General features: G+C 71.6%; 19 protein-coding genes, 1 tRNA gene and 1 pseudogene. 14 read left to right on the top strand and 7 right to left on the bottom strand.

The genetic code is table 11. The features are described from left to right. Positions 1-8 precede the first annotated feature (8 nt). The 3 genes from ACFYVJ_RS02270 to ACFYVJ_RS02260 form a co-directional block, all read right to left on the bottom strand. Positions 9-1,625: a N,N-dimethylformamidase beta subunit family domain-containing protein gene (locus ACFYVJ_RS02270; protein ID WP_388885682.1), complete on the bottom strand. Its 1,617-nt coding sequence runs from the start codon at positions 1,623-1,625 to the stop codon at positions 9-11. A 170-nt stretch (positions 1,626-1,795) separates the two neighbouring features. Then, the gene (locus ACFYVJ_RS02265) at positions 1,796-2,431 is read right to left on the bottom strand and encodes a response regulator (RefSeq protein ID WP_388886141.1); all 636 of its coding nucleotides are present in this window, start codon (positions 2,429-2,431) and stop codon (positions 1,796-1,798) included. Then, positions 2,431-3,585: a sensor histidine kinase gene (locus tag ACFYVJ_RS02260; RefSeq protein ID WP_388885679.1), complete on the bottom strand. Its 1,155-nt coding sequence runs from the start codon at positions 3,583-3,585 to the stop codon at positions 2,431-2,433. The genes ACFYVJ_RS02265 and ACFYVJ_RS02260 overlap by 1 nt, the downstream gene beginning before the upstream one ends. A gap of 224 nt (positions 3,586-3,809) precedes the next feature. Here ACFYVJ_RS02260 and ACFYVJ_RS02255 point away from each other — a divergent pair, with 224 nt between their 5' ends. Next, a complete protein-coding gene (locus ACFYVJ_RS02255) occupies positions 3,810-4,412 on the top strand; it encodes a DedA family protein (RefSeq protein ID WP_388886139.1) in 603 nt (200 codons plus the stop codon). A 24-nt stretch (positions 4,413-4,436) separates the two neighbouring features. Here the strand turns inward: ACFYVJ_RS02255 and ACFYVJ_RS02250 are convergent, their stop codons facing one another. Then, complete coding sequence (locus tag ACFYVJ_RS02250; protein WP_388885676.1) at positions 4,437-4,898, bottom strand: MarR family winged helix-turn-helix transcriptional regulator; 462 nt, start codon at positions 4,896-4,898, stop codon at positions 4,437-4,439. Positions 4,899-5,005: 107 nt separating this feature from the next. On the opposite strand from ACFYVJ_RS02250, the gene ACFYVJ_RS02245 reads away from it, so the two are divergent. Both ACFYVJ_RS02245 and ACFYVJ_RS02240 read left to right on the top strand, forming a co-directional pair. Further along, positions 5,006-5,959, top strand: a complete 954-nt coding sequence (locus ACFYVJ_RS02245) for a nitroreductase/quinone reductase family protein (RefSeq protein WP_388885674.1) — start codon at positions 5,006-5,008, stop codon at positions 5,957-5,959. A gap of 10 nt (positions 5,960-5,969) precedes the next feature. Further along, positions 5,970-7,025 carry a UDP-N-acetylmuramate dehydrogenase gene (locus ACFYVJ_RS02240; protein WP_388885672.1) on the top strand — a complete coding sequence of 352 codons (1,056 nt, stop codon included), beginning with the start codon at positions 5,970-5,972 and terminating at the stop codon, positions 7,023-7,025. An 87-nt stretch (positions 7,026-7,112) separates the two neighbouring features. On the opposite strand, the gene ACFYVJ_RS02235 is transcribed toward ACFYVJ_RS02240, so the two are convergent. Beyond that, positions 7,113-7,856, bottom strand: coding sequence for an NAD(P)-dependent oxidoreductase (locus tag ACFYVJ_RS02235; RefSeq protein ID WP_388885670.1), 744 nt, complete (start codon positions 7,854-7,856; stop codon positions 7,113-7,115). A gap of 49 nt (positions 7,857-7,905) precedes the next feature. Between ACFYVJ_RS02235 and ACFYVJ_RS02230 the strand changes: the two are divergent. Then, positions 7,906-8,070 (top strand): annotated as a pseudogene (locus tag ACFYVJ_RS02230) (TetR/AcrR family transcriptional regulator); the annotation flags it as partial. A gap of 380 nt (positions 8,071-8,450) precedes the next feature. On the opposite strand, the gene ACFYVJ_RS02225 reads toward ACFYVJ_RS02230, so the two are convergent. Next, the gene (locus tag ACFYVJ_RS02225; RefSeq protein WP_388885668.1) at positions 8,451-9,620 is read right to left on the bottom strand and encodes an adenosine deaminase; all 1,170 of its coding nucleotides are present in this window, start codon (positions 9,618-9,620) and stop codon (positions 8,451-8,453) included. A 105-nt stretch (positions 9,621-9,725) separates the two neighbouring features. Beyond that, on the bottom strand, positions 9,726-10,961 hold the full coding sequence (locus ACFYVJ_RS02220) for a pyridoxal phosphate-dependent aminotransferase (RefSeq protein WP_388885665.1): 1,236 nt from the start codon (positions 10,959-10,961) through the stop codon (positions 9,726-9,728). 190 nt (positions 10,962-11,151) lie between these two features. Here ACFYVJ_RS02220 and ACFYVJ_RS02215 point away from each other — a divergent pair. The 10 genes from ACFYVJ_RS02215 to rpoB all read left to right on the top strand — a co-directional run bounded on the left by ACFYVJ_RS02215 (position 11,152) and on the right by rpoB (position 21,550). Beyond that, a tRNA-Trp gene (locus ACFYVJ_RS02215) sits at positions 11,152-11,224 on the top strand. A gap of 106 nt (positions 11,225-11,330) precedes the next feature. Further along, positions 11,331-11,603: a preprotein translocase subunit SecE gene (gene secE, locus ACFYVJ_RS02210; RefSeq protein ID WP_027771083.1), complete on the top strand. Its 273-nt coding sequence runs from the start codon at positions 11,331-11,333 to the stop codon at positions 11,601-11,603. Between the two features lie 87 nt (positions 11,604-11,690). Then, on the top strand, positions 11,691-12,635 hold the full coding sequence (gene nusG / locus ACFYVJ_RS02205) for a transcription termination/antitermination protein NusG (protein WP_388885662.1): 945 nt from the start codon (positions 11,691-11,693) through the stop codon (positions 12,633-12,635). Between the two features lie 177 nt (positions 12,636-12,812). Then, complete coding sequence (rplK, locus tag ACFYVJ_RS02200) at positions 12,813-13,247, top strand: 50S ribosomal protein L11 (RefSeq protein WP_018834878.1); 435 nt, start codon at positions 12,813-12,815, stop codon at positions 13,245-13,247. Positions 13,248-13,332: 85 nt separating this feature from the next. Continuing rightward, positions 13,333-14,049 (top strand): 50S ribosomal protein L1, encoded by a 717-nt coding sequence (gene rplA / locus ACFYVJ_RS02195; protein ID WP_388885658.1) that lies wholly within the window; start codon positions 13,333-13,335, stop codon positions 14,047-14,049. Positions 14,050-14,219: 170 nt separating this feature from the next. Continuing rightward, positions 14,220-15,119, top strand: coding sequence for a hypothetical protein (locus ACFYVJ_RS02190; RefSeq protein ID WP_101426352.1), 900 nt, complete (start codon positions 14,220-14,222; stop codon positions 15,117-15,119). Positions 15,120-15,198: 79 nt separating this feature from the next. Further along, on the top strand, positions 15,199-16,095 hold the full coding sequence (locus ACFYVJ_RS02185; RefSeq protein WP_388885656.1) for a DUF1396 domain-containing protein: 897 nt from the start codon (positions 15,199-15,201) through the stop codon (positions 16,093-16,095). A gap of 312 nt (positions 16,096-16,407) precedes the next feature. Then, positions 16,408-16,962 (top strand): 50S ribosomal protein L10, encoded by a 555-nt coding sequence (gene rplJ / locus ACFYVJ_RS02180; RefSeq protein ID WP_388885653.1) that lies wholly within the window; start codon positions 16,408-16,410, stop codon positions 16,960-16,962. A gap of 99 nt (positions 16,963-17,061) precedes the next feature. After that, entirely contained in the window at positions 17,062-17,448 is a 387-nt protein-coding gene (rplL, locus tag ACFYVJ_RS02175) for a 50S ribosomal protein L7/L12 (RefSeq protein WP_388885650.1), read from the top strand. 616 nt (positions 17,449-18,064) lie between these two features. Continuing rightward, the gene (gene rpoB / locus ACFYVJ_RS02170; protein WP_326797820.1) at positions 18,065-21,550 is read left to right on the top strand and encodes a DNA-directed RNA polymerase subunit beta; all 3,486 of its coding nucleotides are present in this window, start codon (positions 18,065-18,067) and stop codon (positions 21,548-21,550) included. Positions 21,551-21,652: the final 102 nt, after the last annotated feature.

The following is a 21,652-nucleotide window of genomic DNA, read 5'->3' as shown; positions in this document are numbered from 1 at the left end:
CCGTGCCGTCAGGTACGGGCGTCCCGCACTTCTACGCCCCGGAACCCGGGCCGCAGCAGTTTGCGGGGGTCCCGCAGTCTTCCCTTCTCGTACATCTCCTTCACGTTCGGGTTCGGCTTCGGCCGGTGGCGGGCGGCGGGGCCCTCGGCGAAGGCGTGCAGGAGGTTCTCCGTGGTGCGGGTGACGAAGGTGCGGGTGCGGGCGTCCATGCCGTGTACGCGGCCCGCGTGCCGGGTCCTGGCCGTCAGGGCCTCCACCCAGCGCATGGTGCCGGTCGCGAACACGCCCGCGCCGCCCGGCACGGTGTAGTACGCCGAATCGCTGCTGCTGCGGCGGCCGTTGCACACCAGCGGGGAATGGGCGGTGATCTCGATGTCCCGTGGGTGCGGCGACTCCGGGGTGACGCGGTCGTACTCGACGCCGACCAGGTGGTCGAAGCCGTCGCCGCGGCGTACGCCCGTTCCCTCGTACAGCCAGTGGCCCGGGGTGTGGACGACGTACGGGGCGTCCGTCGGGTAGCCCTCGTAGAGCACGCCCGTCAGCGTGGACTCCGGGTCGGGCTCCGGGTCCTGGCGGAAGTCCGCCGTCACCGCGGCGGGGCGGGTGCCGTAGAAGGGGTCGTCTTTGAAAGAGGACTTGTAACAGACCACCTTGTCCTCTTCGAAGCGGACGCGGCGGTAGCAGGTGTTGGCGCCCAGGAAGGCCACGTTGGTGCCGGCGTCGCGGGCCTCGGTGAGGTGCCGGCGCTGCCGCGGGGTCCAGTACTCGTCGTGGCCCAGGGAGACGACCGCGGCGGCCCCACGCAGCACCCGCGGGTCGCGGTGCACGTCGTTCCCGGTCGTGTACGCCAGCCGGATGCCGAGCCGTTCGGCGAGGACCACCAGCGGCCGCTCGTACACCATGAACTTCTCCGCGCCGTCACGGTCGTAGGGCCGGTCGTAGCTCACGGCCAGGGACCGCTTCTCGTACGAACCGGAGTGGCCCTCGTAGAGGTTGTAGCCGCCCCACCGGTTGTACGCCTGCCAGGTCGCGGGCGCGTGCATCAGCACCGTCCGGCCCTCGCCCTGCTCCGAGCGCACGACCAGCGGGACGTAGCGCTGGTGGCCGTCCCGGGTGTCGAGCCGCAGCAGGTACGCACCCTCCGGCCAGCCCTCCGTGTCGAGGCTCATCGTGCGCCGCCAGTCCGCCCGGATCGTACGGGTGCCGGACACCAGCCGGGGCCCGGACTGGGCCCGCCCCCGCACCCGCCCGGACGACCACACCAGCCGCGCTCCCGCCCCGCCGTACCAGCCGATGCGGAAGGCCGACACCTTGAAGGCCGGCGCGGTCGTCGAGACGTACAGGCCGCACTCCTCGCCCGGCCGCACGCTCACCCGGTCGGCATACGCGGCGACGGCCGCCGCGGGACCCTGCGAGCGGATACGCCAGTCGGAGGTCCCCGACCGGTCCCGTTCGTCCTCCGGCCGGTGCGCGGCCGCCGCGCCGCCCTCGCCGGCGGCGGGGGCGTCGCAGGCGCCGGCGATCGCGGGAACGAGTCCGGCACCCGCCTTCAGCAGGGTCCTGCGGCGCAGCACCGGTCCGCCTTCCGCGCCGTGCCGCGGTGTCTCCTGCCCGCCAGGGCCCATGTCGCCTCCGTACGTCCGGCCCGTATGCCGCCACCTCCCCAGCGGCAGCGTCGCACGGCGGCAGGTGTTCCGCCCGGCGTGCCGGGCCCGTACGAAGGCGACGGCGGGGACGGCGGGGACGGACGGCGGGGACGGCGGCGGGGACGGAGGTGCCCCCTACGCGCCCGGGCTCACGGCTCCAGGTAGCGCAGGATCGCCAGCACCCGGCGGCTGTAGCCCTGCGTGTGGCCCAGGTCGAGCTTGTCGAAGATCGCGTTGACGTGCTTCTCCACCGCGCTCTGCGAGATGTGCAGGCGCGTGGCGATCGTGGCGTTGGTGTGGCCCTGGGCCATGCGGTCCAGGACCTCGCGTTCGCGCGGGGTCAGGCGGTCCAGGGGGTCCGTGCGGGTGCTGTGGGTCAGGAGGCGGCGGACGACCTCGGGGTCGAGGGCCGTACCGCCCGCGGCCACGCGGTCGAGGGCGTCGAGGAACTCGTCGACCTGGACCACGCGGTCCTTCAGCAGGTAGCCGACGCCGCCCGTGCTGCCGGTGACCAACTCGGCCGCGTAGCGCCGCTCCACGTACTGCGACAGCACCAGCACCCCCGTCTGCGGCCACCGTTCGCGGATCTCCAGCGCCGCCCGCAGGCCGTCGTCGGAGTGGCCCGGGGGCATGCGGACGTCGACGACGGCGACGTCCGGCGGGTCGGCGGCGACGGCCGCGACCAGGGCCGGGGCGTCGCCGACGGCGGCGGTGATCTCGTGGCCCTCGTCGGCGAGGAGGCGGGCGAGGCCCTCGCGGAGGAGTGTCGAGTCGTCGGCCAGCACTACGCGCACGGCAGCTCCGCGGTGACGGTGGTGGGCCCGCCGGGCGGGCTGGAGACGGCGAGCCTGCCGTCGAGGGCGGCGACGCGGCGGGCGAGGCCCAGCAGGCCGCCGCCGGCGGGGTCCGCGCCGCCCGTGCCGTCGTCCTCGATGCTCACGCGCGCCATGGTCGCATCCCGTGTCAGCCGGACGGTCACGAGCGTGGCGGACGAGTGCTTGATCGCGTTCGTGACGGCCTCGGAGACGGTGAAGTACGCGACCGTACGCACCGCGTCCGGCAGCGGGTCCGCGAGCGCGTAGTCGATCCGTACGGGCAGCTCCGAGCGCTCCGCCAGCGCCTCCAGCGCCGCCCGCAGGCCGGTGTCGTCCAGCGCCGCCGGGTAGACGTGCCAGGCGACCTCGCGCAGGTCGGTGAGCGCGAGTTGGGACTGTTCGTGGGCCTGGCGGAGCAGTTCCCGTGCCTTGTCCGGGTCGGCGGCCCCGGTGCGCCGGGCGCGGCCCAGGAGGAGGCCGAGCACGACGAGGCGCTGCTGCACGCCGTCGTGGAGGTCGCGTTCGATGCGGCGGCGCTCGTCGTCTACGGCGGCCACGATCCCGGCGCGGGTGGCGGCGAGTTCGCCGATGCGGCGCTGGAGGAGGTCGGCAGGGCTGGGGCCGAGGAAGCGGTGGGCGAGGTGGTTGTCGAGCGCGGCGACGCTTTCGACGCCCTGGACGGAGAGGAAGAGGAGGAACAGGCCGCCGAGGCCGGAGGCGAGCATGACGAAGGGGTTGGCGTCCCGCGCGACGAACCAGATCCACAACAGCGTCGAGCCGTACAACGCGCCGATCAGCGCCGTCAAGAGCACCGCGCCGCCGAGCGCTCCGACGCCCCAGCGCAGCGCGAGGTACTGCAGCGCGCGGGGGGTGGCGCGGGGCGGGGCGAGTTCGCTGCCGTAGAAGTACGTCATGCGCGTGCGCTCCGCCGTTGCCAGCCGGGCCGCGGCCGCGTACGGCAGCCGCGTCGCGCGCGGGGCGCCGCCGGCGGCGGCCTGCCACGGCCAGGCGGCGAGGAGCCACAGCCCGCACAGGGCGACCAGCGGCAGCTCGACGAGGGCGGTGAGACCGCCGGTGAGGACCCCGGCCGCGGTGCGCAGGCGGCGGAGCAGGATCGGACGCATGATGCCGTCACGCTAACCGCGGGCGGGGGAGGGGCGCACTGCGGCTTTCCTCACGATGGTCCGGGGTGCGGCCGGGCGCAGCCGGGGGGTGTGGTTTTCCGTACGGGCTTGGGTGGGACCCCGGATTCCGGTTGTCGGACCGGCCACGTAACGTCATCGCCATGATCGGAATCGCTGCGGGAGAGGCGCCCAGTGGTGGCGTCGCGGGGTGGGCCGCCGGGCTCATGGAGGATCTCGGGGCGCCGGGGGCCGGACTGGCCATCGCGCTGGAGAACCTCTTCCCGCCCCTGCCCAGCGAGGTCATCCTCCCGCTCGCCGGATTCACGGCCAGCCAGGGCGGGTTGAACCTGGCGGCGGTCCTCGTCTGGACCACCATCGGCTCGGTCGTCGGCGCCCTCGCGCTGTACTGGGTCGGCGCGCTCCTCGGCCGCGAGCGGACCGTGGCGCTGGCGGCGAAGCTGCCGCTGCTCAAGGTGCGCGACATCGAGCGTACGGAGGCGTGGTTCCTCCGGCACGGCACCAAGGCGGTCTTCTTCGGCCGCATGATCCCGATCTTCCGCAGCCTCATATCGGTGCCCGCGGGCGTCGAGCGGATGCGGGTGCCGGTCTTCCTCGGCCTCACGGCCGCGGGCAGCGCGCTGTGGAACACCGTGTTCGTGCTCGCCGGCTACTGGCTGGGCTCGCGCTGGCACGAGATCAGCGACCTGGTCGGGGTGTACTCCAAGGTGGTCCTGGGCGTCGTGGCCCTCGGGGTGGTGCTGTTCTTCGCCGTACGGGCCGTGACCGCCGGCCGCGGCCGGCATAGGGCGCCGCGCGGGGGCGCGTAGCCCGTACCGCCGGGGCGTCCGGCCCTATGCCGGGTCGCCGCCGCCCAGGTGCCGCTCGTACGCCGTCAGCGTCTCCACGAACGTCCGCCGCTCGGCCGCCGTCAGCGGTCCCAGCGCCACCCGCCACGCCGCCGCGCTCCGCCCCAGCCACCCGTCGATCGCCGGGCGGCGCTCCGCCGTGATGCTGACCAGCTTCCGCCGCCGGTCCGCCGGGTCCTCGCGCCGCTCCAGGACACCCTTGCGGCTCAGCTCGCCGACCATGAGGCTCACGGTCGTCGGGGCCACCTCCAGCCGCTGGGCCAGCTCGTTGACGCTCGACTCGCCGTCGAAGAGCAGGTAGGCGAGGAGGGAGAGGTGGCGCGGGGCGAGGGCGAGGGAGTGCAGCTCCTCCGGGACCCGCAGCCGTTTCGCGCGCCCGACCATGCGCGGCATGAGCAGCAGCAGCGTACGGATGGCGTCGTCGACGTCAGAACCGGCGGTTGACACCGCGGCGCTCCCCTCTTTAGCTTTGCACTCAAAGAAACTTTGCTTTCAAAGCAAAATCTTCTGCGGCGTGAGCGCGATGCTACCCGCGAGCGCGAGAGGCGATCCCCGTGACGACCGAACAGCAGCAGCCCGGCCCGGCGGAGTTCAACCGGCGGGTCATCGAGGAGTTCCGGGCGAACGGCGGCCGCGTCGGCGGCATGTTCGAGGGCGCGCCCCTCGTGCTGCTCACCACCACCGGCGCCCGCAGCGGCACCCGGCGCACCAACCCCGTCGTCTACCTCCGCGACGGCGCCCGCCTGCTCGTCTTCGGCTCCAACGGCGGCGCAGACCACCACCCCGCCTGGTACCACAACCTCCTCGCCCACCCCCGCGTCACCGTCGAGATCCGCGACGCCGACGCCCCCGGCGGCACGACGGCGTACGAGGCCGACGCGGTCCCGCTGCCCGCCGCGGAGCGCGACCGGATGTACGCGGTGCAGGCCGGACTGGACCCGGCCTTCGCCGCGTACGAGCGCGGCACCGCACGCACCATCCCCGTCGTCTCCCTGCACCCCGCCCCTTCCCCGGACGCCAACCCCTTCGCCGACCCGCGGCGCCGCCTGGCCGCCGGGGAGCAACTTCTCAAGGCGCACGAAGAGCTGCGCCGCGAGCTGGCAGGAGTGCTGGCCGCCGCCGAAGGGGCACCCGCGGACACGGAAGGGGACCCCGTCCTCCGCGACCTCCGCCGCCACTGCCTGGCCTACTGCGGGTCCCTCGAAGAGCACCACGGCGCGGAGGACGGCGCCCTCGGCGCCATGGAGCGGCAGTTCCCCCACCTCGCGCCCGCCGTCGCCCGCATCCGCGAGGAGCACCACGAGGTCACCGCGATGCTGGAGCGCGTACGCGACCTGGCCGCCGCGGTGCCGCAAGGGGCTGCCGCCCGGGCCGCCGCCCCCGCCCTCGCCGAGCTGCACGCCCTCGCCGGCCGCCTCGACGCCCACTTCGCGTACGAGGAGCGCGAGCTGCTTCCCGCCCTCGGCCTCCCGGCACCGCCTACGGGCGCTGTCACCCCCGGCCCGTAACCTTGGCCCCGTGCAGGTACGCCACGACGCCCCCCTCGCCCCGCTGACCACCCTCCGCCTCGGCGGCCCCGCCGCCCGGCTCGTCACCGCCACGACCGACGCCGAGGTGGTCGACGCCGTGCGCGCGGCCGACGAGGCCGGGACGCCGCTGCTGATCGTCGGCGGCGGCAGCAACCTCGTCGTCTCCGACGCCGGCTTCCCCGGCACCGCGCTGCGCATCGCCACCACCGGCTTCGCCCTCGACGGCACCGCGCTCGAACTGGCCGCGGGCGAGAACTGGTCCGACGCCGTCGCCCGCACCGTCGACGCCGGACTCGCCGGCGTCGAGTGCCTGGCCGGCATCCCCGGCTCGGCCGGGGCGACGCCGATCCAGAACGTCGGCGCGTACGGCCAGGAGGTCGCGGAGACGATCACCGAGGTCGTCGCGTACGACCGCACCACCGGCGAGACCGTCACCGTCCCCGGCGCCGACTGCGGCTTCTCGTACCGGCACAGCCGCTTCAAGGCCGACCCCGACCGCTTCGTGGTGCTCCGCGTCCGCTTCCGGCTCGCCGACGAGGGCGGGCTCTCCGCGCCCATCCGGTACGGGGAGACGGCGCGCATGCTCGGCGTCGCGCCCGGCGGGCGGGTGCCGGCCGCCCAGGCGCGCGACGCGGTGCTGAAGCTGCGCGCGGGCAAGGGCATGGTGCTCGACCCGGAGGACCACGACACGTGGTCGGCCGGCTCCTTCTTCACCAACCCGATCCTCGACGAGCAGGCGCACGCCGCCTTCCTCGGCCGCGTCGCCGACCGCCTCGGCCCCGACGCGCGCCCGCCGGCGTTCCCGGCGGGGGAGGGGCTGACGAAGACGTCCGCGGCCTGGCTCATCGACCGCGCCGGCTTCACCCGCGGCTACGGCACGGGCCCGGCCCGCATCTCCAGCAAGCACACCCTGGCCCTGACCAACCGCGGCTCGGCGACCACCGAGGACCTGCTCGCGCTCGCCCGCGAGGTGCGCGACGGCGTACGGGACGCCTTCGGCGTCACGCTGGTCAACGAGCCGGTGACGATCGGCGTCAGCCTGTAGCCGACGGTCGGGCGCCGCCTGTAGCGGAGGTTCGAGGGCACCCCGAGGCCGGCCGCCGGCGTCGGCCCGCGGCCGCCGTACGGGACCTCACCCCCGCGCCGACCCCAGCCCCACCGTCCGCCCCCGCACCGCGGGGTCGTCCACCAGGTCGAGCACCGCCCGCGCCAGGTCCGCCCGCGCCAGCGTCCCCGTACCGGGCACGTTGCCGCCGACCCGGCGCCGGTAACGCCCCTTGCCGCGCCGGTTCGTCAGCTTGCCCGGCCGCAGCACCGTCCAGTCGAGACCGCTGTGCGCCAGCTCCGACTCCATCGCGGCGGCCTCCGCGTACACGTCCTTGAACACCGTCCGCAGCACCGGCGACACCGCCCGCCCCAGCACCCCCTCGTCCGGCGGCAGCGGCCCGACCGGCGCCGTGCTGACGACCAGCAGCCGCCGTACGCCGGCCGCCCGCGCGGCCCGTACCAGCGCGTGCGCGGCGGCGCCGAGGCGGCCCGTGGGCCGGCCGCCGCCCGGCAGCCCCGGGCAGAACAGCAGCGCGTCGCGGCCCCTGACGACGGGGCCCAGAGCCGCGGGGTTCGTCAGGTCCTCGACGGTCATCACCGTCAACCGCCCGCGCCCGCCGCCCTGTCCGCCCCGCCGCGAGCCGTCCGCCGCGCCGCTACGGCCCTTCCCGCCCGCTGCCGCGCCGTCCCCGGGGTCCGCGCCCGCCACCGCGGCCAGGCTCCGCGCCCCCTTGCGCACCACTGCTGTCACCTCGTGCCCGGCGGCGAGGGCCTGCCGGACCACCTCCCGGCCGGTCCCGCCGGACGCGCCCAAGACCGTGAGCTTCATGGTCCCTCCCGTAAGTGGGTGCTCACCCACCCCCTGTTAGGGTGAGTGAATGCCCACCTCCCCGTCAAGGCCGGCTCCCGAGCGCATCGTCGACGCCGCGGAGCGGCTCATCCGCACCGCCGGGTTCGTGCACGCGACCACCAAGGAGATCGCGCGCGAGGCGGGCTGCTCGGAGGCGCTGCTCTACAAGCACTTCGTCAACAAGGAGGACATCTTCCTCCGCGTCCTCATCGAGCGGCTGCCCCGCCTGACCGCGCTGTTCACCGAGCTGACCGACGACCCGGGCGGGCGCGGCGTCGAGGAGTGCCTGACGGCCGTCGCGCGCAAGGCCGCGGAGTTCTACGAGGAGATGCTGCCGATGGTGGGCGCGCTGCTCGCGGAGCCGGGGCTGCTCGCGCGGTTCGCGGAAGGGCTCGCCGCGGTCGGGCGCAAGGGGCCGTACGAGGCCGGCGACGCGCTCACCGACTACCTGGTGCGGGAGCGCGAGCGCGGCCGGATCCGCGCCGACGCGGACCCGCGGGCCGCGGCCGGGATGCTGATCGGCGCGTGCTTCCAGCGGGCGTTCTTCGTGGCCTTCGGCGGGCCCGCGGCGGTTCAGCCGGCGGACGACTTCGCCGCGGCGCTGTCCCGTACGCTCTGGGCCGCGCTCGCCCCGCCGCCCGCGGCGGCCGCGCCTCCGGCAGCCCCGCCCGCGGCGCCCCCGCCCGCCGCCTGACGGCCGGCCTCAGGCTCTCCCGACAGCCAGTCGTCCACCCGCGCCAGCAGCCCCCGCCGCACGTCCTCCGGCGCCACCGAGGCCCGTACCGACTGCCGCGCCAGCTCCGCCAACTCCTCGTCCGTGAACCCGTGGTACGTCCGCGCCAGTTCGTACTGCGCCGCCAGCCGGGAGCCGAAGAGGAGCGGGTCGTCCGCTCCCAGCGCCATCGGCACCCCGGCGTCCCACAGCGCCCGCAGCGGCACGTCCTCCGGCCGCTCGTAGACCCCCAGGGCGACGTTCGACGACGGGCACACCTCGCACGTCACCCCCGCCGCCGCGAGCCGCGACAGCAGCCGCGGGTCCTCGGCGGCGCGGATGCCGTGCCCGATGCGGCCCGCGTCCAGGTCGTCCAGGCAGTCGCGGACGCTCGTCGGACCCGCCAGCTCGCCGCCGTGCGGGGCGGCCAGCAGGCCGCCGTCGCGGGCGATGGCGAAGGCCCGGTCGAAGTCGCGGGCGAAGCCGCGGCGCTCGTCGTTGGAGAGCCCGAAGCCGACGACGCCGCGGTCCGCGTAGCGCACGGCGAGCCGGGCGAGGGTACGGGCGTCGAGCGGGTGCTTCATCCGGTTCGCGGCGACCAGCACGCGCATCCCGAGGCCGGTGTCCCTGGCCGTGGTCTCGACCGCGTCGAGGATGATCTCCAGCGCCGGGATGAGCCCGCCGAGGCGGGGCGCGTACGAGGTGGGGTCGACCTGGATCTCCAGCCACCCCGAGCCGTCCGCGAGGTCCTCTTCCGCGGCCTCGCGCACCAGCCGCTGGATGTCCTCGGGCGTACGCAGACAGGAGCGGGCCAGGTCGTACAGCCGCTGGAAGCGGAACCAGCCGCGCTCGTCGGTCGCGCGCAGCCTGGGCGGCTCGCCGCTGCTCAGCGCCTCGGGCAGGTGCACGCCGTACTTCTCGGCCAGCTCGATGAGCGTGGCGGAGCGCATGGAGCCGGTGAAGTGCAGGTGGAGATGTGCCTTCGGCAGGCGGCGTACGTCTCGCGCGGCGGGGCGGTGGTCGTGCTCCATGGAGAGATCTTGCCGCATCGGCGGGGGGTGGCGACACCGGCACCTACGAACGAGGGCTTGCCCGGACTGGTGTCCGGGCAAGCCCCGCCTGCTCCACGTGCCCGGCTACTCCGCCTCCGCCAGCAGCTTCTGCATCCGCGAGACGCCCTCGACCAGGTCCTCGTCCCCCAGCGCGTACGACAGCCGCAGGTACCCCGGCGTCCCGAACGCCTCACCCGGGACCACGGCCACCTCGGCCTCCTCCAGGATCACCTCGGCCAGCTCCACCGAGTTCGCCGGCCGCCGGCCGCGGATCTCCTTGCCGAGCAGCCCCTTCACCGACGGGTACGCGTAGAACGCGCCCTCCGGCTCCGGGCAATCCACGCCCTCGATCTCGTTCAGCATCCGCACGATCGTGCGCCGCCGCCGGTCGAACGCCTCGCGCATCTTCGCCACCGCGTCCAGGTCGCCCGAGACGGCCGCCAGCGCGGCGGCCTGCGCGACGTTGGAGACGTTGGACGTGGCGTGCGACTGCAGGTTCGCCGCGGCCTTGATCACGTCCTTCGGGCCGATGGCCCAGCCGACCCGCCAGCCGGTCATCGCGTACGTCTTGGCCACGCCGTTGACGACGACGCACTTGTCGCGCAGCTCCGGCACCACCACCGGCAGCGAGTGGAACTCGGCGGTCCCGTACACCAGGTGCTCGTAGATCTCGTCGGTCAGCACCCACAGCCCGTGCTCCGCGGCCCAGCGGCCGATCTCCTCGACCTGCTCGCGCGAGTAGACCGCGCCGGTCGGGTTGGACGGGGAGACGAACAGCAGCACCTTCGAGCGCGGGGTGCGCGCGGCTTCGAGCTGCTCGACGGAGACCCGGTAGCCCGTGGTCTCGTCGGCGACGACGTCGACGGGCACGCCGCCGGCCAGCCGGATCGACTCGGGGTAGGTGGTCCAGTACGGCGTCGGGACGATGACCTCGTCGCCCGGGTCGAGCAGGGCCGCGAACGACTCGTAGATCGCCTGCTTCCCGCCGTTGGTGACGAGCACCTGGGCCGGTTCCACCTCGTACCCGGAGTCGCGCGCGGTCTTCGCGGCGATGGCGGCCTTCAGCTCGGGCAGCCCGCCCGCGGGCGTGTACCGGTGGTACGTCGGGTTGGTGCACGCTGCGATCGCGGCCTCGACGATGTAGTCGGGCGTCGGGAAGTCGGGCTCGCCTGCGCCGAAGCCGATCACCGGCCGGCCGGCCGCCTTCAGGGCCTTGGCCTTGGCGTCCACGGCGAGCGTCGCGGACTCGGAGATGGCGCCGACGCGGGCCGACACCCGTCGTTCGGTCGGGGACTGGGACGCGGTGTTTGCAGCGGTCATGACGCCCATCGTTCCAGACGGGCGGGGGGCCGGGCACGTGGGTTGCACGGCTCGTACGCGGGGCGCGCGGCGTACTCGTTCGACGGCAGGGCGTGAAACCCGTACACTCAACCACCGTGCCAGCCCTGGTGCAGATCTTGCACGCGCTCGTGAAGCCCCTGCAAGAATGCGTTAGGTTGGGATGACACAAAGGGTCGTAGCTCAATTGGTAGAGCACTGGTCTCCAAAACCAGCGGTTGGGGGTTCAAGTCCCTCCGGCCCTGCTACGCGCATCTCCTTCTGGGGGTGCGTACGCAGTTCACAGCAGCCCCGCCGTGCTGCACCACCGGGCGCGGCAGGTCAACGAACCGGGATCCAGGTGAGGGACGAGTGACGGAAGCCTCCACCGCGACGCCTGACCGCCCCGAAGGCGACGCGCGACCCGCTCGCCGCGGCGGCAAGCGCGGCCGGAAGGGCCCGTTCGCCCGCCTGGCGCTCTTCTACCGCCAGATCGTCGCGGAGCTGCGCAAGGTCGTCTGGCCGACGCGGAACCAGCTCACGACGTACACGACCGTCGTGATCATCTTCGTGGTGGTCATGATCGGCATCGTGACGGTGATCGACTTCGGGTTCACCGAACTCATGCAGTACGTCTTCGGCTGACCGATTCGCGTACGCCGCCCCGTAAGGTACGTAAGGTAGGCGACTGCATGTGCACATCCCCTTTTGAGCCAGGAAGAAGCAGCTACCGTGTCTGACCCGAACCTGAACGACGCAGTCGCGACCGACGAGGTCGCCGGCGCTGAGCCTGCCGAGCGGGTGGAGGCGGCCGAGACGGCGGCGGTGGAGGCCGGACGCGAAGACGCCGAGGAAGCCGCGGACGAGCGGGCCGGCGACGCCGAAGAGGCCGGGCAGGCCGAGGACGGCGCCGAGAGCGCGGCCGACGAGGCCGCGGACGAGGCGGACGACACCGGGGCCGGCGACGGGACGGACGGCGACGAGGCCGCCGCGGAGGCGGACGAGAAGCCCGACGAGGACGAGACCGGCGAAGCCGCCGAGCCGGCCGAGGAGGCCGTCGACCCGGTCGAGGCACTGCGCCAGGACCTGCGCGGCCTGCCCGGCGAGTGGTACGTGATCCACACCTACGCGGGCTACGAGAAGCGGGTCAAGGCCAACCTCGAACAGCGCGCCGTCTCCCTGAACGTCGAGGACTTCATCTACCAGGCCGAGGTGCCCGAGGAAGAAGTCGTCCAGATCAAGAACGGCGAGCGCAGGAACGTCCGGCAGAACAAGCTCCCGGGCTACGTCCTGGTGCGGATGGACCTGACGAACGAGTCGTGGGGTGTCGTGCGCAACACCCCGGGCGTCACCGGCTTCGTCGGCAACGCCTACGACCCGTACCCGCTGACGCTCGACGAGATCGTCCGTATGCTCGCCCCGGAGGCCGAGGAGAAGGCCGCCCGCGAGGCCGCGGAGGCCGAGGGCAAGCCGGCGCCGTCCCGCAAGGTCGAGGTGCAGGTGCTCGACTTCGCCGTGGGCGACTCGGTCACCGTCACCGACGGCCCGTTCGCGACCCTGCAGGCGACGATCAACGAGATCAACGCCGACTCGAAGAAGGTCAAGGGCCTGGTGGAGATCTTCGGCCGGGAGACCCCGGTCGAGCTGAGCTTCGACCAGATCCAGAAGAACGACTGAGGGCGCCCCGCCCGCCACGCTTCCGACCAGGTCAGAGGGCTTCACAGCCGCTCTGACCTGCTCGGTTTCAGGACCCGTACCCGATACGGCTATCGTGGTGCGGTATGCCTCCATCCGGACGATCTGGCAATCACCGGATCGAGGCGCAAAACCTCTCATTCAAGGACCCGGAGAGACATGCCTCCCAAGAAGAAGAAGGTCACGGGGCTGATCAAGCTCCAGATCCAGGCCGGTGCCGCGAACCCGGCCCCGCCGGTCGGCCCCGCGCTGGGCCAGCACGGCGTGAACATCATGGAGTTCTGCAAGGCGTACAACGCCGCGACCGAGTCGCAGCGCGGCTGGGTCATCCCGGTGGAGATCACGGTCTACGAGGACCGCTCGTTCACCTTCATCACCAAGACGCCGCCGGCCGCGAAGATGATCCTCAAGGCCGCGGGCGTCGAGAAGGGCTCCGGCGAGCCGCACAAGACCAAGGTCGCGAAGATCACCCGCGACCAGGTCCGCGAGATCGCCACCACCAAGATGGCCGACCTCAACGCCAACGACCTGGACGCCGCCGAGAAGATCATCGCCGGCACGGCCCGCTCCATGGGCGTCACGGTCGAGGGCTGAGCGGCCCGCGCCACCCGCAGCACCCTGTGGCAGGGCCGTGCGCCGGCCCGGACCACGACTCCGTACCGACACATCAGGAGCAGCAGTGAAGCGCAGCAAGGCACTCCGCGGCGGCGACGCCAAGGTCGACCGCACGCGGCAGTACGCACCCCTCGAGGCCGTCCGCCTCGCCAAGGAGACGTCCACGACGAAGTTCGACGGCACCGTCGAGGTCGCCATGCGCCTGGGCATCGACCCGCGCAAGGCCGACCAGATGGTCCGCGGCACCGTGAACCTCCCGCACGGCACCGGCAAGACCGCCCGGGTCCTGGTCTTCGCGACCGGTGACCGTGCAGCGGCCGCGGAGGCCGCGGGCGCCGACATCGTCGGCGCCGACGAGCTCATCGAGGAGGTGCAGAAGGGCCGCCTCGACTTCGACGCGGTCGTCGCCACCCCGGACCTCATGGGCAAGGTCGGCCGCCTCGGCCGGTTCCTCGGCCCGCGCGGTCTGATGCCGAACCCGAAGACCGGCACGGTCACGCCCGACGTGGCGAAGGCCGTCACCGAGATCAAGGGCGGCAAGATCGAGTTCCGCACCGACAAGCACTCCAACCTGCACTTCATCATCGGCAAGACCTCGTTCGACGAGCAGAAGCTGGTGGAGAACTACGGTGCGGCGCTGGAGGAGGTGCTGCGGCTCAAGCCGTCGGCCGCCAAGGGCCGTTACATCAAGAAGGCCACGATCACCACGACGATGGGCCCCGGCATCCCGGTGGACCCCGCCCGCGTGCGCAACCTCCTGTCGGAGGACACCGCGGTCTGACGGGCGCCGCCCGTTCGACAAGCGCGCATCATCTGTCACGGCCATGCAACGGGTCGGATCCGGAACGCCCATCGGGCACCGGGTCCGGCCCGTTTCTGGTGTTCACTGGCCCGTACGGGCAGAACGCCTGCCCGTACGAGAACGACCACCACGAGGGGGCGGGGATTCCCATGCACACGACCGTGAAGCGCGCAGGTGTCTCTCTGGGGGCGGCGCTGCTGCTCGCATTCGCGGCGGCCTGCGGGTCCGACTCGGGCGGCGGTGACGGCGGTTCCGGCAACGGGGGCGGCGACGGCGGCGGCAACGGCGGCAGCGGGACGATACGGGGCGCCCAGGCCGCACTGAAGGCGATCGACGAGAAGACCACCGGCGCGGAGTCGTCGAAGTTCGAGAGCACCATGGTCATGGGCGAGGCGATGACCACCGAGAACGAGGGCGAACTCGACTGGGCCGACGGCGCGATAGGCACCGCCACCGTCAAGTACACCGACGGCCAGATGGCTTCCTCGATCCAGATGATGGACGACGACGGCACGCTGGACGCCCGCTATCTGCCGGACGCCTACTACGCGGGCGTCGAGGGTGCGTTCCAGACCCAGTACCCGGACAAGAAGTGGATCCGCTACGACTACGACGACCTGTCGGAGTTCATGGGCCCGTCCGGGGACTACATGAAGGACCAGATGCAGAACAGCACCCCGGGGCAGGCCGTGAAGCTCCTGCTGGCCTCCGAGGACGTCGAGGAGGTCGGCCAGGAGGAGGTGCGCGGCGTGCAGACCACGCACTACTCCGGCACCGTGGACGTCTCCGACCTGGCCCGCGCGTCCTCCAAGACGCTGAGCGAGCAGCAGCTTTCCGACCTGGAGGACCAGCTCGAGGCATCCGGCGTCACCACGCAGACCGTCGACATCTGGGTGGACGAGAACGACCTGATGATCAAGCGCGAGGAGTCCGGGAAGATGACGGGCGGCGAATTCAGCACCACCGTCTACTACTCGGACTACGGCGTCGACGTGCAGGTCGAGGAGCCCTCCGCGGCGGAGAGCATCGACTTCACCGAAATCCAGTAGCGGCCCGCGGTTTCCCCGATCCGATAGCGTGTTCCCTTCCATGTCCCGGGACACGCGTGCCCGGAGGGAAAGGACCACCATGCGCTCGACCTTCGTACGGGGCGGTGCCGCGCTCGGCGCGGCCGCCCTGGCCCTGACCGCCTTCACCGCCTGCGGCGACGACGAGGGAGCCGGCAAGGCGGACGGCGGGAAGGGCGGGAACGCCGCCCAGCCGGTCGACGTCACGCCCGCGGCCGCCGTCCGCAAGGCCACGGAGAAGACGGAGGAGTTCACCTCCCTCGAGTACCGGATGGCCGGCGAGGTGCCCGGCGAGGGCGTCATGGAGGGCACGGGGTCGATCAGCATGGACCCACCCGCCATGCAGATGACGATGACGGTGGACGGGGCGACCCCCGACGAGAGCGGCGAGATGGAGATACGTCTCGTCGACGACGCCATGTACATGAACCTCGGCGACGAGGCCGCCGCCGGGATGGGCGGCAAGAGCTGGCTCAAGATCGGCATGTCCGAGGGCGAGTCGGGCGGGGGCGAGAACCCGCTGCTGGAGCTGAAGCAGGCGGACGACAACCCCGCCGAGGAAGCCCAGATGATGAACGCCGCCGACGACCTCAAGAAGGTCGGCGAGGAGGAGATCGAGGGCGTCCAGACCACCCGCTACACCGGCACGATCACCCTGGACGACCTCCGCGAGCAGCTCAAGGGCGAGGACGCGGAGACGAAGAAGAACCGCCAGGAGAAGATCGACGACATGGCGGAGCAGGGCGTCGACGAGTTCACCATGGACATGTGGATCGACGGCGAGGACCACACCAAGCAGTTCCGCATGCAGGCCGAGACGGCGGAGGGTCCGCTGGACACCACCATGACCTTCCTCAGCTACAACGAGCCCGTCACGGTGAAGGCCCCGCCGGCGTCCGACACGATGGACATGGACGGCATGGCGGAGGAGATGGAGGGCGCCGAGGGCGGCGCCTAGCACAGGACTTGACGTCGCGTACGGCCGGCCGTCCCGGGGGCGATTTGCCCGCGGGACGGCCGCTGCCGTACGCTTCCTCCTCGTAGCCAAAGACCGCTGGCCGCCTCCGTACGCCCGCAGGGGAGTGCGGTGGCCGAAGGTTCCGCGTACGTCGCGGACGGCCCGCGCAGGTGAACGAGGAAGACCTCCCGCCGGGCCCTGGCCCGTACGGTCGAGTCACGCCCCGAGCGCCTGCGCCGGGGCGTTTGCCGTGTGTGCGAGAGCCTCGTGCATCCGAAGGGCGGTCCATCACCCGGAAGGAGGCTGAGGCTCATGGCGACGCCGGACAAGGTCGAGGCCGTCAAGGAGATCGCGGACAAGCTCCGCGGCTCCAACGCGGCCGTCGTGACCGCGTACACCGGACTGAGCGTGGCGCAGCTCAAGGAGCTGCGCCGTTCTCTCGGCGAGAACGCGCAGTACCGAGTGGTGAAGAACACGCTGACCAAGATCGCGGCGAAGGAGGCCGGGCTCGACCAGCTCGACGAGCACCTCCAGGGCTCGACCGCGGTCGCCTTCGTGACCGGTGACCCGGTCGAGGCGGCCAAGGGGCTGCGTAACTTCGCCAAGGACAACCCCGCCCTCGTCATCAAGGGCGGTGTGCTCGACGGCAAGGCTCTGACCGCCGCCGAGATCAACAAGCTCGCGGACCTCGAGTCCCGCGAGGTGCTGCTCGCCAAGCTGGCCGGCGGCATGAAGGCGTCCATGGCGAAGGCCGCGGCGACCTTCCAGGCCCCGCTCACGAAGTTCGTCCGCACCGCGGACGCGCTGCGCGACAAGGTCGAGCAGGGCGGTGCCGGTACGCCGGCTCCCGCCGACGCCGCGGAGTAGCGGAAGCGCTCTCCGGGGCTCAGCGGGCACCGCGAACGCCCGCCGTACCGATGCATCAGCACAACCGGCACCAGCCGACTTAGTGGAAGGACCGCCACCATGGCGAAGCTCAGCCAGGAAGACCTGCTCGCGCAGTTCGAAGAGATGACCCTCCTCGAGCTCTCCGACTTCGTCAAGAAGTTCGAGGAGAAGTTCGACGTCGAGGCTGCCGCCCCGGCCGCCGTCGTCGCCGCCCCGGGCGGCGGCGCCGCCGCTGCCGAGGCCGCCCCGGAGCAGGACGAGTTCGACGTCGTCCTGCTCGGCGCCGGCGAGAAGAAGATCCAGGTCATCAAGGTCGTGCGCGAGCTGACCTCGCTCGGCCTGAAGGAGGCCAAGGAGCTGGTCGACGGTACGCCGAAGCCGGTTCTGGAGAAGGTCAACAAGGAGGCCGCGGAGAAGGCCAAGGACTCCCTCGAGAGCGCCGGCGCCTCCGTCGAGGTCAAGTGACCTCGTCCCGGCCGGTCGGGGCGCTGTGAGCCCCGCCCGCCGGGGCTGACGGCCACTGTGCCGCAACCGAGGGCGATCACCCATCCGGGTGGTCGCCCTCGCTGCGTTGCCGGGGCCCCCGGCCGGAGCGCTTGCCCCGCGGGCACCGGCGGGTATGGTGATCTTCACCGGCCGGGGCGGCCGACATGATCTCCCTGGGGCAGGGGGGCCTTGACGAACGGCCAGCGGCGCGCGATTCTCAGGTCGTCACATCTCAGGTCGTCACATCGGTCCGTACTCCGAGGCATGGATCGGTGACTGAGTGGGAATGGCTTCAAGCGCGAAGGCATCCGGTATTCGGCATAACTTCAGGGGAGGCCCCACGCGAGGGCGGGCACTCCTCAGGCAGGGAGAGATCGACGATTTGCTGGTCTCCAGCCTCCGCTGGACATCAGTGTGGCGAGTCGCTACACTGACCCTTTGCGCTGCCTGTTAACTGCCCCCTGCCCGTCACCAGGGGTCTGTCCAGAGCTCGTACGATCTTGAGAGACACGCTTTGACCTGGGCGTTCTCCTCCCCGTGTGGGTTTTGGGACCGGTACGCGCGTAGTGAGTCCGAGCCCTCGGAAGGACCCCTCTTGGCCGCCTCGCGCACCGCCTCGACCGCTAGTACGAACAACGGCGCCAGCACCGCCCCGCTGCGCATCTCTTTCGCGAAGATCAAGGAACCCCTCGAGGTTCCGAACCTCCTTGCGCTCCAGACCGAGAGCTTCGACTGGCTCCTCGGCAACGACGCCTGGAAGGCTCGTGTCGAGGAGGCCCTGGATCATGGACAGGACGTCCCCACCAAGTCCGGCCTCGAGGAGATCTTCGAGGAGATCTCGCCGATCGAGGACTTCTCCGGGTCGATGTCGCTGACCTTCCGCGACCACCGCTTCGAGCCCCCGAAGAACTCCATCGACGAGTGCAAGGAGCGCGACTTCACCTACGCCGCGCCGCTCTTCGTCACCGCCGAGTTCACCAACAACGAGACCGGGGAGATCAAGTCCCAGACGGTCTTCATGGGCGACTTCCCGCTCATGACGGACAAGGGCACCTTCGTGATCAACGGCACCGAGCGTGTCGTGGTCTCGCAGCTCGTCCGGTCCCCGGGCGTCTACTTCGACTCCTCCATCGACAAGACCTCCGACAAGGACATCTTCTCCGTCAAGGTCATCCCCTCCCGGGGCGCCTGGCTGGAGATGGAGATCGACAAGCGCGACATGGTCGGTGTCCGCATCGACCGCAAGCGCAAGCAGTCGATCACCGTGCTGCTCAAGGCCCTCGGCTGGACGAACGAGCAGATCCTCGAGGAGTTCGGCGAGTACGAGTCCATGCGCGCCACCCTGGAGAAGGACCACACCCAGGGCCAGGACGACGCGCTGCTCGACATCTACCGCAAGCTGCGTCCGGGCGAGCCGCCGACCAAGGAGGCCGCGCAGACGCTGCTGGAGAACCTGTACTTCAACCCCAAGCGCTACGACCTCGCCAAGGTCGGCCGCTACAAGATCAACAAGAAGCTGGGCGCCGCCGCGCCGCTCGACGCCGGCACGCTGACGGTCGAGGACATCATCGCCTCGATCAAGTACCTGGTGAAGCTGCACGCCGGTGAGGTCGAGACCGTCGGGGACAACGGCCAGTCCGTGGTCGTCGAGACCGACGACATCGACCACTTCGGCAACCGCCGCATCCGCAACGTCGGCGAGCTGATCCAGAACCAGGTGCGTACGGGCCTCGCCCGCATGGAGCGCGTCGTGCGCGAGCGCATGACGACCCAGGACGTCGAGGCGATCACGCCGCAGACCCTGATCAACATCCGGCCGGTCGTCGCCTCCATCAAGGAGTTCTTCGGCACCAGCCAGTTGTCGCAGTTCATGGACCAGACGAACCCGCTGTCCGGGCTCACCCACAAGCGCCGGCTCAACGCGCTGGGCCCCGGCGGTCTGTCCCGTGAGCGGGCCGGCTTCGAGGTCCGCGACGTGCACCCGTCGCACTACGGCCGCATGTGTCCGATCGAGACGCCGGAAGGCCCGAACATCGGCCTCATCGGCTCGCTCGCCTCGTACGGCCGGGTCAACGCCTTCGGCTTCATCGAGACCCCGTACCGCAAGGTCGTCGGCGGCGTCGTCACCGACGACGTGGACTACCTGACGGCCGACGAGGAAGACCGCTTCGTCATCGCGCAGGCCAACGCGCCGCTGACGAACGACCTGCACTTCGCCGAGAACCGGGTCCTGGTCCGCCGCCGCGGCGGCGAGGTCGACTACATCCCCGGCGACGACGTCGATTACATGGACGTCTCGCCGCGCCAGATGGTGTCGGTCGCGACCGCGATGATCCCGTTCCTCGAGCACGACGACGCCAACCGCGCGCTCATGGGCTCCAACATGATGCGCCAGGCCGTGCCGCTGATCCGGGCCGAGGCCCCGCTCGTCGGCACCGGCATGGAGTACCGCTGCGCGGTCGACGCCGGCGACGTCATCAAGGCCGAGAAGGACGGCGTGGTCCAGGAGGTCTCCGCGGACTACGTCACCGTCGCCAACGACGACGGCACGTACACCACGTACCGCGTCAACAAGTTCCACCGCTCCAACCAGGGCACCTCCTTCAACCAGAAGGTGCTCGTGGACGAGGGCTCCCGCGTCATCGAGGGCCAGGTGCTCGCCGACGGCCCCTCGACCGACGAGGGCGAGATGGCGCTCGGCAAGAACCTCCTGGTGGCGTTCATGCCGTGGGAGGGCCACAACTACGAGGACGCCATCATCCTCAGCCAGCGCCTCGTGCAGGACGACGTCCTGTCCTCGATCCACATCGAGGAGCACGAGGTCGACGCCCGCGACACCAAGCTGGGCCCCGAGGAGATCACCCGGGACATCCCGAACGTCTCCGAGGAGGTCCTCGCCGACCTCGACGAGCGCGGCATCATCCGCATCGGCGCCGAGGTCGTCGCCGGCGACATCCTGGTCGGCAAGGTCACGCCCAAGGGCGAGACGGAGCTGACCCCGGAGGAGCGGCTGCTGCGCGCGATCTTCGGCGAGAAGGCCCGCGAGGTCCGTGACACGTCCCTGAAGGTCCCGCACGGCGAGACCGGCCGCGTCATCGGCGTCCGCGTCTTCGACCGCGAGGAGGGCGACGAACTGCCGCCCGGCGTGAACCAGCTCGTCCGGGTCTACGTCGCCCAGAAGCGCAAGATCACCGACGGCGACAAGCTCGCCGGCCGGCACGGCAACAAGGGCGTCATCGCCAAGATCCTGCCGATCGAGGACATGCCGTTCATGGAGGACGGCCACCCGGTCGACATCATCCTCAACCCGCTCGGCGTGCCCTCCCGGATGAACCCGGGTCAGGTGCTGGAGATCCACCTGGGCTGGCTCGCCGCCCAGGGCTGGGACGTCTCCGGCATCAAGGAGGAGTGGGCCGAGCGCCTGCAGGGCATCGGCGCCGACCAGGTCGCGTCCGGTACGAACGTGGCGACGCCGGTCTTCGACGGCGCCCGTGAGGACGAGCTGGCCGGCCTGATCCAGAACACGCTGCCCAACCGCGACGGCGACCGCATGGTGCAGCCGTCCGGCAAGGCGCAGCTCTTCGACGGCCGCTCCGGCGAGCCGTTCCCGGAGCCGATCTCCGTCGGCTACATGTACATCCTCAAGCTGCACCACCTCGTGGACGACAAGCTCCACGCCCGGTCCACCGGCCCGTACTCGATGATCACCCAGCAGCCGCTGGGCGGTAAGGCGCAGTTCGGCGGCCAGCGGTTCGGCGAGATGGAGGTGTGGGCCCTGGAGGCGTACGGCGCCGCCTACGCGCTGCAGGAACTGCTCACCATCAAGTCGGACGACGTGACCGGCCGCGTGAAGGTCTACGAGGCCATCGTCAAGGGCGAGAACATCCCCGAGCCGGGCATCCCCGAGTCCTTCAAGGTGCTCATCAAGGAGATGCAGTCCCTGTGCCTGAACGTGGAGGTGCTCTCCTCCGACGGCATGTCCATCGAGATGCGCGACACGGACGAGGACGTCTTCCGTGCCGCGGAAGAGCTTGGCATCGACCTGTCCCGGCGCGAGCCGAGCAGCGTCGAAGAGGTCTGACGGGTCCGGCGGGGGCTTCCTTCGAAGCTCCCGCCACCCCCTCGGCCCTAGCGGGCCCGGGAGGCACCCCCTCCCCGCGACCCGCGATCAGACCATTGACAC

This window comes from Streptomyces sp. NPDC004134, from assembly GCF_042874195.1.
GTDB lineage: Bacteria > Actinomycetota > Actinomycetes > Streptomycetales > Streptomycetaceae > Streptomyces.
Note: the sequence above shows the minus strand (reverse complement) of the source record. Positions and strands in the feature narration are given on the sequence as shown.

What these genes read in the sequence shown, in the direction of transcription:
- rplL (WP_388885650.1), top strand. Translation starts at nt 17,062, where the DNA reads ATGGCGAAGCTCAGCCAGGAAGACCTGCTCGCGCAGTTCGAAGAGATG.
- rplK (WP_018834878.1), top strand. Translation starts at nt 12,813, where the DNA reads ATGCCTCCCAAGAAGAAGAAGGTCACGGGGCTGATCAAGCTCCAGATC.
- ACFYVJ_RS02260 (WP_388885679.1), bottom strand. Translation starts at nt 3,585, where the DNA reads ATGCGTCCGATCCTGCTCCGCCGCCTGCGCACCGCGGCCGGGGTCCTC.
- ACFYVJ_RS02225 (WP_388885668.1), bottom strand. Translation starts at nt 9,620, where the DNA reads ATGGAGCACGACCACCGCCCCGCCGCGCGAGACGTACGCCGCCTGCCG.
- ACFYVJ_RS02270 (WP_388885682.1), bottom strand. Translation starts at nt 1,625, where the DNA reads ATGGGCCCTGGCGGGCAGGAGACACCGCGGCACGGCGCGGAAGGCGGA.
- rplJ (WP_388885653.1), top strand. Translation starts at nt 16,408, where the DNA reads ATGGCGACGCCGGACAAGGTCGAGGCCGTCAAGGAGATCGCGGACAAG.
- ACFYVJ_RS02190 (WP_101426352.1), top strand. Translation starts at nt 14,220, where the DNA reads ATGCACACGACCGTGAAGCGCGCAGGTGTCTCTCTGGGGGCGGCGCTG.
- ACFYVJ_RS02220 (WP_388885665.1), bottom strand. Translation starts at nt 10,961, where the DNA reads ATGACCGCTGCAAACACCGCGTCCCAGTCCCCGACCGAACGACGGGTG.
- ACFYVJ_RS02185 (WP_388885656.1), top strand. Translation starts at nt 15,199, where the DNA reads ATGCGCTCGACCTTCGTACGGGGCGGTGCCGCGCTCGGCGCGGCCGCC.
- ACFYVJ_RS02255 (WP_388886139.1), top strand. Translation starts at nt 3,810, where the DNA reads ATGGAGGATCTCGGGGCGCCGGGGGCCGGACTGGCCATCGCGCTGGAG.
- ACFYVJ_RS02235 (WP_388885670.1), bottom strand. Translation starts at nt 7,856, where the DNA reads ATGAAGCTCACGGTCTTGGGCGCGTCCGGCGGGACCGGCCGGGAGGTG.